Below are 8,660 nucleotides of genomic sequence, written 5' to 3' on the forward strand. Positions count from 1 at the left end.
AGGAACTTGGTGGAATGCCAGGCTGTGGCCAGTGGCCCGGTCTCGGCCTCACCGTCGCCGATCACGCACGCGACAGTCAAGCCGGGATTATCGAAGACCGCGCCGAACGCGTGACTCAGCGAGTAGCCCAGTTCGCCGCCTTCGTGGATCGATCCCGGAGTCGTCGGCGCCACATGGCTGGAAATTCCTCCGGGAAAAGAGAATTGGGTAAAAAGTTTCTTCAGTCCGGCCTCGTCCTGGCTGACGTCGGGATAGATCTCGGTGTAGGAGCCCTCGAGGTAGGTGTTGGCGACCAGGGCTGGGCCACCATGACCGGGACCGGCGACGTAGAACATGTCCAGGTCGTACTTCGTAATGATCCGGTTCAGATGCACGTAGATGAAGTTCTGCCCCGGCGTCGTCCCCCAATGGCCGACTACGAGCGGTTTGACATCCGATAGCTGGAGCGGTCGTCTCAGCAACGGGTTGTCGTAGAGATAAATCTGACCGACTGACAGGTAGTTCGCCGCCCGCCAGTAAGCGTCCATCTTGCAGAGCAGTTCAGGTTCGAGGGTCCGTGTCGTCAATTGTGGTGCCTCCTTTGTCGATTCGCAGCTATCCGACTCGCGTTGCGGTGTCGGCCCCATTCGCGGTGCTGGCCGGTTGGGTCGGGGACGCGGCGGCCGCGCCTTCTCTGGCGAGGAAGGCGCCCAGTTCACCGATCGCACTCATGAGCGGCGCCGGGAACACGGGACGATCACGGCCAGCCCGGGCAGCCGGGCGAGACCTGGGGCGCCTGCAGGTGGGCGGGTTGGTGGCAAACAAGCGTAGTGGTCATGGCCGCCTGACCTGAATCTGATCACCGTGGCGTGAGGGCACGGAGCCGATGCTCCTTGAGTTAAGCGGCGGACGGCCGAACTCATCCCGAACCAGCTGACATTCTCAGCACCCTTGACATTACGCCCGTTGGCCTGCTGGTGCCGCGCGCTTTCGGCGCTGCGGCTACCGGCGTCAGATCACCTCGGCAACTATCTCTTACGGTTGCGCCGCCACGATGGCGCTGGGCTTCGAGTGTCGATTGCCAGCTCCGCCAAGGTCATTGAGCACAGGTATGACGGAGTTAACCGAAGAAGCCGACGGCCCGCCGTCGGCTTCGCTGAGCCTGCAGCAGGCTACCGCTGATGCTGCCGACTTGCGGGCCGGGATCGACGAGCTGGCGGGCTTGGTGGCGGGCAGCCTGGGGTTGCCCGAGTTGCTGGCTGAGGTGTCGGCGTTTGCGGTGCGCGCGATCCCGGGCGCCGAGGGCGCCGGAGTGACGTTGTTGCGGGTCGATCGGGTGGAAAACCTGGTGGAGGTGCTGGGCGCGAGTGCACCGTTTGTCGCCGAAATCGACGAGATTCAGTACGTGACCCTCAAGGAGGGCCCCTGCATCACCGCGGCACTGGAACGACGCACGGTGCGGTCCGGGTCGTTGGGCGGGGAGAAAATGTGGCCGCGATTCGGCCCCCGGGTGGGCCGCCTGGGCGTGCACAGTGCGCTGTCGCTGCCGCTGCTGCTATCGGATCAGGTGATCGGGGCGATCAATGTCTACGCCCACGGCAAAGACGTCTTCGATGAGCACGCCGCCGAACTGGGGGAGCTGTTCGCCAAGCCTGCGGCGGTGGCGGTGCACAACGCCCAGATCCTCGCGCATGCGGTGGCGCTGGCCGCCCAACTGCAGACCGCGTTGTCGACGCGGCCGGTGATCGATCAGGCGATCGGCCTGATCCGGGGCCGCAGCGGGCGTAGCGCCGAGGAGGCGTTCAAACAGTTGCGGGCGATCAGCCAAGCCGAACACCGCAAATTGGCCGACGTGGCGCAGCGCATTGTCGATGAAGCCACGCGCCGCGCCCGCGCCCGACACAAGCCAGCCTGAGCCCGAAAGGCCGGGGTAACCCACGGCCGAACCGTCGCTGCGCGGTGTAACGCGCGTAGGTTGGAGGGCGGGGAAACAGTCAACGCGACGGGTCCTGGCTCACGTCGCGGCTTCCCCACCGGGCAGGGCGACTCGCCCGTTCGGCACCGGCAGGCTCGATCCGCGCTCGGGAGCGTCCAGCGGAGCAATTCTCTCATGGAGATCGGTGCGGCCCTGGCCGCCGAATTGGGCATCCTCACCGCCGCCCTGGATGAGCCCGGCGCCGATGTGCTGCACAGTCTGCACCGCCTGGGCGTCGGCGCTCAAGCGGCGGTATCCGGCTATCTCGGCCTGAGCGTGATCGTCGAAGGCAATGGTTCGCCGTTCACGTTCAGCACCCTCGAGGACGGCGCGGCCGAAAAAGTTCGAAGCTCGCTGCGGCTGACGCTGCCGGCCGATGTCGGTGAGGGCCGGGCAGCGCCGCTGGTTGCCATCATCTTCTACGCGGCGAGGCCGGGAACTTTTGTCGACCTCGCCGCGGACCTGGCGTGGCTGACCGGCCGTCCGCCCGGCGAATTCGCGCTCGATCAGCACCTGAGCGTCCCGGTCGGCTCGGACGACGGGACATCTTTGCGAGAGGCGTCGGTGATAAGTGAGGCCATCGGGGTGCTCATCGGCCGTGGCTACAGCCCGCGGCAAGCACATTTGAAATTAGACATCGACGCTGATCGCGCGCGCACCGATCGAGCCACCGCCGCGCAGGTCATCCTCGACACGCTCACTGGCTTTCAGTAGGTAGTTGGCGTCGGTTCCTAGGCTCGACAGACAGCATCGGTGGATGAATGCGGACCGCGATGTCGTTGGCTTCCACACATTCCCACAATCATTCAACCTTGGGGTGTCCAGACTTGGCGGTCGGCCACCGCTGCCCGTGTGGCAGATCGCTCAGGTCACACATCTGGCCCGGGTACCCGACAGGTGTAAAGTTGATGTTGCTGAGACCTTCAGCCGGTCCGGAGAAAGTTTGGCTGTACGCCGCTGAACTTGATGAGCATTTGCTTGAGCCGCCCATTCTGAATCTAACCTTCGCGGTGAGGGAATCATGGTGCCGGAGATACCCGGCAGCGCGACAAAAGTCGCGCTGATCGAGCGGGGCGTCACCAAATCGCTTGAGCACGAGGCTAACTGACGCCCTCCGACACTAACCCGGCTATTATCTTCCCAGCTATCCACAGAAACTAGGTACACGTCATGATCGGCCTCGGAATCCTCCTCATCGTCCTTGGACTGCTGCTCCCCGCCCTCATTCCTACCTTCGCCTACGCCCATCTTTGCCTGGTCATTGGCGTCATCCTCCTCGTCGTCGGCCTGGCGCTGATGCTGATGGGTCGGATGGGACGCGGGGTCGGCGGCCGCCGCCACTACTACTGACCGGTCCGATGTACTCCCCGGCTCGGCTGGCAGCGGCTGGCCGAGTCGGGTGATACCGACCCGAAAGAAAGGCGGATAACGATGGCGATCACCAACATTGCGGCCTTCGCGCACCTGACCGACGCCGACATCGACAACCTGGCCGTTGAGCTGGATGCGATCCGACTCAATATCGAGGAGTCCCTCGGCGCGAGCGACGCACGCTACATTCGTCGCACCATCGCCGCGCAACGCGCTCTGGATGTCGCCGGCCGTCTCATGCTGGCCGCTAGTTCACGACGCCCCACCTGGTGGGCCGGAACAGTGACCCTCGCGGTGGCCAAGATCATCGAGAACATGGAGATCGGCCACAATGTCATGCACGGCCAGTGGGACTGGATGAACGACCCCGAGATTCACTCCTCGACGTGGGAGTGGGACATGAGCGGGGTGTCGAAACACTGGAAAGTCACCCATAACTTTCAGCACCACAAGTACACCAACATCCTCGACATGGACGAAGACGTGGGTTACAGCACCCTGCGGGTGACCCGTGACCAGCCCTGGAAGGCCTCCAACCTCGGCAACCTGCTCTTCAACGCCATCCTCGCGCTCGGTTTCGAGTGGGGAATCGGCTTGCAGCCCATCGACTTCGGCAAAGTTCTCGAAGAAGGTCCGGGCCGCGAGACAACCCTGCGGCAGATCCACGAGTTCGCCACCAAAGCCGGACGACAGGTGGTCAAGGACTATGTCGCGTTCCCGGCGTTGACGTCGGTGTCGCCGGCGGCGACCTTCAAATCAACCCTGAAGGCCAACATCGTGGCCAACGTGATCCGCAACATCTGGACCGACGCCGTGATCTTCTGTGGGCACTTCCCCGATGGCGCTGAGAAATTCACCAAGACCGACATGATCGGCGAAAGCCGGGGGCACTGGTACCTGCGCCAGATGCTGGGCAGTGCCAACTTCGACGCCGGGCCGGCGATGCGGTTCATGAGCGGCAACCTGTGCTACCAGATCGAGCATCACCTGTACCCCGATATACCGAGCAATCGCCTACACGAGATCTCGCTGCGCGTGCAAGAGGTGTGCGACAAGTACGACTTGCCTTACACCACGGGGTCATTCCTGGCGCAGTACGCCAAGGCGTGGCGCACCATCGCCAAACTGTCGCTGCCGGACCGCTACTTGCGCGCTACCGCCGATGACGCGCCGGAGACCCGCAGCGAGCGGATGTTCACCGAACTTCAGCCCGGCTTCACCGGTACCGACCTGGCGACGGGACGCCGCCGCGGCCTGAAGACCGCGATCGCGGCAGTCCGTCAGCGACGTCACGACCAGGCCCGAAGAACGCGACCTACTGGCTAGTAACCTACCGAACCGTAAGTTACGGTTATCATCGTCTGACAGCAGGCCAGGATGTCCGAACACGATTGGACGGAGCCCAGTGCACGAGACCGAGACGAGCTATCTCGACCTGCACGGTGAGCGCCTTGCCTATCGGGATGCCGGTGCCGGCGAGGCGCTGCTTCTGATTCACGGCATGGCGGGAAGTTCGGCGACCTGGCGCGCGGTCATTCCTGAGTTGTCGAAGAAGTACCGGGTACTGGCACCGGACCTGCTGGGGCACGGCGAATCGACCAAGCCGCGCGGCGATTACTCGCTGGGCGCGTTCGCCGCCTCGCTGCGGGATCTGCTCGATGCGCTAGGTATCAGCCGGGTCACGGTGGTCGGTCAGTCACTCGGTGGCGGGGTGGCCATGCAGTTCGCTTATCAACACCGCGACTACTGCCAGCGCCTGGTTCTCATCAGCAGCGGTGGCCTGGGCCCCGACCTCAACTGGATATTGCGCATCCTCTCGGCACCGGGAGCCGAGTTGGTGCTGCCGGTGGTCACACCGCAGCCGGTGTTGAATCTCGGCAACAAGCTGGGGTCGTGGCTCACGTCGGCCGGAATCCAGTCGCCGCGCGCCGGCGAGATGTGGAGCGCCTACTGCTCGTTGTCGGATCGGCCGACTCGCCGAGCATTCCTGCGGACGTTGCGCTCGGTGGTGGACTACCGAGGCCAGGCGGTCAGCGCGCTCGGCAAGATCCACGTCAGTCATGGGTTACCCACTTTGCTGATCTGGGGCGAGCAGGACCGGATCATTCCCGTCGCCCACGGCTACGCCGCTCACGAGGCCGTGCCGGGCAGTCGACTCGAGGTGCTCGCCGGCGTCGGGCACTTCCCTCATGTCGAAGCCCCGACAGCGGTGGTGGACATCCTCGACGACTTCATCGCCACCACAGGGCCCGATGTCGATCTGACGAATCAACACCCCGATCGGAAGGATCACCCAGCAGCGGGAACGACCGGCTCAGACAGCTGATACTCGGGTCGGCGACAAGTGGGCAGGCAGAAGCTTCCCCGCAGAACGGCCCATTCGAGCACTGCCGGTGCTGGTTTCGCCCGCAATGGCGGGTTCAGCAGTCGTGGTGTGTTCGCTGTCCTGTCACTGGGAATCGGTTTGGCGGCGGGTGGCCAATTGTCGATAGTGGTCATCAGTGCCGTCGCGGTACCAGGTCGTCTCCCCGGGAGCCGGGAGCCCGGCCGCTCGCAGTGTGGTCGACAGGGGGCGGTAGGAGGGCGTGAGCGGTATCCGGTCAACAATGTGCACGATGGCGGGACGCTGGTCGCCGGGGAGGCCGCTCAACGCGCTGGTCAAGCTGGCCGCAGTGAGCTTTGCGCCTTTGCTGAGCATGACGGCTGCGACCGCGACGTCGTGCCCCTCGGTCACAACGGGATAGACCACGGCCAGGTCGATCACGGTGATGTCGCCGAGGGCATCGCAAATCGGCTGGCAGAAGACCGGCCCGCGCATCGCCTGGATCACGGTGTTCCTGTTGTCGACAAACCAATAGTCGCCGTCTCTGTCGCGGCGAAACAGATGGTCGGTGGTGATCCAGGTATCTCCCTCGGCAAAAACCCCGCGCATCGACACGCGTGCGGCGTCGAGTCCGGGGCGCGACTTGGTCAACAGCACGCCCACCTCGTCGTCGGGGCAGCGGCGCACGAAACCCTGGTCATCTTCGATGAACCGGTCCGTCGCGGCGTCATATCCGGCGAGCCGAATCTCGGCGCTGCCCGGTAGCGGCCGGCCCTTGGCGCCGGTCTTCGTCCCCGCCACGTTTGCCAGCACCGCATCGCCCCCGGTGGATGCATAGAATTCCAGCACGCGCGCCGGAGCGAATCGCTCGGTGACCTTGTGCCACAGCCCGATTGGCATGCCGGTTCCGATGAACAGTCGGATCGGATGGTGTTCGGCAAGCTCGGGCGACGTCGTCTCCACCAGTTCGCTCAGCATGGCCCAGGTGTAGGACACCACTGTGACGCCGTACCGGTGGACTTCGTCGGCGAACTCGGTTGGATGGACACCCCGGGTCAAGGCTATGCGCGACCCGCCGGCCACCGCGCCGCCGAGGCTGACCATCAGACCCGACGGATGGTGCAGTGGGGTCAGGCAATAGATCGTGTCGCTGCGGTCGAGCGCGGCGGCTGTGGCCGTGCCGTAGGCCGACAGCGCCCAACGATGATTGGTGACCTCCTTGATCGCCCGGCGTCCGGCCGTCGTGCTGAAGAACACGAACGCGAGATCGCTTGCCCGGCCTGGGTTCGGGCGATACCACTGCGGTAAGGGCTCACCGGACACCGTGAGGCGGTCCAGTTCGATGACCCGGTCTGACTCCGGATGTCCGAGGTCCGCGGTGTGGTGGCCCTGCCCGAGGATCAGCACCCTGGCGCCGGTCGCGGCGGCCGCCGCGAGATGGTGGGGATCGGTGACGATGTCGGCCACCTCGCACAGTTGGACGGCGGCGGCGAGATCGTCGTCCGGGGGCAGCAACACCGCGACAGCCCCGAGCCGCGACAACGCCGCGATCGCGACCACGGCGCTGGGGCTGGTATCCATCAACACACCGATGCGGGCTCCCTGCCGGATACCGACAGCGATCAGGCAGCGCACTACGTCGTCGATGCGGTGATCCACCGCATCGTTGGTGTGGACGCGATCATCGAAGAGGAAGCATTCCCCCTCGGGCACTCTGTTCGCCTGTTCGGCCATCAACCCGCCCAACGACACCTTGGTGTGGGGCTGCAGCCGACCAAGGCGGGCGAGCCGGGGCAGGGTACGTACCGCCTCCCCGGCGATCTCCCGGCCACTGCGCACCGCCCCCACCGCGGCGTCGGCCAACCCCAGGCTCACGCCGACGCCCACTTCGGCCAGTGCACCTGCCGAACGAGCGATGCGCGACGCCAGACCGGCGGCATCATCGATCCCGACGTGCGAATCGGCTTCCATCGCGTGCACGTCCGGCGGTCTGGGCCCTCGACCCTCTTGCCATAGCACCCATTTTCCGACGTTGGGCCACGTGTGGGTGGCGGCCGTCGATCCGACCACGAGCCCGAAATGACCCGCCCGCAATACGACTTCGGACACCTCGGCGCGGGGGGCGGCCTGCCGGATTCCTCGAACGGCCGCGGGTTGGCCGATGTCATCAAACTCCCCGATGAACGCAAGGATCGGACAGGTGATTTCCGCGAGCGTTATCAGCGTGCCGTCGATCGCGGCGCCGCCGGCCATCATGCGGTTGTGTACCACGAACTGCCGTAACAGTTCAGCGACCGCAGGGCCCGACCATGCCACCCAGCCCTCCGCCTCCAGGAAGCGGCGTTGTTGCTCCTTGGGCAGCAACGCCTCTCGGTCATGAAGCTGCCGCAGAAAGTCCCACCTCGCCTGGACAGTCTTGATCGGGTCTAGAAGTTGAAACCCGGTGCGGGCCATCCATCCGGACACCGACAGACGGTTGAATACGTGATCGGCGATCAGTTGCGCAACGCGGCCCGCCAGGACCGCGGGAATTCCGAACGGCAGACCGCTGAGCGAATCGACGGCGGCGCCGAATGTGATGACACTGGCCAAGCCCTCGGACCGTCGGTAGGCCGCGGTCTGATAGCAGAACATGCCGCCTTGGGAATACCCCGCCAAATGCACGTTGTGGCCGGTATGTGCGTGGACTGAATCGATGACCCTGCTGAGCGCGACAACATGATCACTCAATGTGCGCTCGAGCCCACCGGTTTCCACGTCCGGTGAGCCGAAGTCGACCACCCACGGGTCCAGCCCGAGATCATCCAGGACCCCGACCGCACCCTGGTCTCTTGTGACGTCAAACACGTTGGCCGACATCATCATTGGGGGAACGAGTATGACCGGGGGCCGGGACGGATCATTCGCGCTGTCGGGGAAGTAGCGACGCAACCGGTACATGTCGCAGCGCTCCACAGTCTGGAAGGGCGACGGACGGGATCCGGTCTGAAGGCCGCCGAACCGCAGCACCTC

General features: G+C 64.9%; 7 protein-coding genes. 5 read left to right on the plus strand and 2 right to left on the minus strand.

What is annotated here, in order from left to right:
- Nucleotides 1–527: phosphoketolase family protein (locus AC2VOU_RS10595; protein ID WP_486957341.1), on the minus strand; the 527-nt coding region annotated here is incomplete at its 3' end.
- Nucleotides 528–1,090: 563 nt separating this feature from the next.
- Here AC2VOU_RS10595 and AC2VOU_RS10600 point away from each other — a divergent pair.
- The 5 genes from AC2VOU_RS10600 to AC2VOU_RS10620 all read left to right on the plus strand — a co-directional run bounded on the left by AC2VOU_RS10600 (nucleotide 1,091) and on the right by AC2VOU_RS10620 (nucleotide 5,651).
- Nucleotides 1,091–1,894, plus strand: a complete 804-nt coding sequence (locus tag AC2VOU_RS10600) for an ANTAR domain-containing protein (protein WP_486957336.1) — start codon at nucleotides 1,091–1,093, stop codon at nucleotides 1,892–1,894.
- A 195-nt stretch (nucleotides 1,895–2,089) separates the two neighbouring features.
- A complete protein-coding gene (locus AC2VOU_RS10605; protein ID WP_486957337.1) occupies nucleotides 2,090–2,668 on the plus strand; it encodes a hypothetical protein in 579 nt (192 codons plus the stop codon).
- Nucleotides 2,669–3,124: 456 nt separating this feature from the next.
- A complete protein-coding gene (locus AC2VOU_RS10610) occupies nucleotides 3,125–3,304 on the plus strand; it encodes a DUF6131 family protein (RefSeq protein WP_486939760.1) in 180 nt (59 codons plus the stop codon).
- Nucleotides 3,305–3,385: 81 nt separating this feature from the next.
- Nucleotides 3,386–4,651: a fatty acid desaturase family protein gene (locus AC2VOU_RS10615; protein WP_486957338.1), complete on the plus strand. Its 1,266-nt coding sequence runs from the start codon at nucleotides 3,386–3,388 to the stop codon at nucleotides 4,649–4,651.
- Nucleotides 4,652–4,730: 79 nt separating this feature from the next.
- On the plus strand, nucleotides 4,731–5,651 hold the full coding sequence (locus AC2VOU_RS10620) for an alpha/beta fold hydrolase (RefSeq protein WP_486957339.1): 921 nt from the start codon (nucleotides 4,731–4,733) through the stop codon (nucleotides 5,649–5,651).
- 123 nt (nucleotides 5,652–5,774) lie between these two features.
- On the opposite strand, the gene AC2VOU_RS10625 is transcribed toward AC2VOU_RS10620, so the two are convergent.
- A partial coding sequence (locus AC2VOU_RS10625) for an AMP-binding protein (RefSeq protein WP_486957340.1) occupies nucleotides 5,775–8,660 on the minus strand: 2,886 nt, incomplete at its 5' end.

This window comes from Mycobacterium sp. TH-M25 (genome assembly GCF_057473665.1).

What these genes read in the sequence shown, in the direction of transcription:
- AC2VOU_RS10600 (WP_486957336.1), top strand. Translation starts at nt 1,091, where the DNA reads ATGACGGAGTTAACCGAAGAAGCCGACGGCCCGCCGTCGGCTTCGCTG.
- AC2VOU_RS10605 (WP_486957337.1), top strand. Translation starts at nt 2,090, where the DNA reads ATGGAGATCGGTGCGGCCCTGGCCGCCGAATTGGGCATCCTCACCGCC.
- AC2VOU_RS10610 (WP_486939760.1), top strand. Translation starts at nt 3,125, where the DNA reads ATGATCGGCCTCGGAATCCTCCTCATCGTCCTTGGACTGCTGCTCCCC.
- AC2VOU_RS10615 (WP_486957338.1), top strand. Translation starts at nt 3,386, where the DNA reads ATGGCGATCACCAACATTGCGGCCTTCGCGCACCTGACCGACGCCGAC.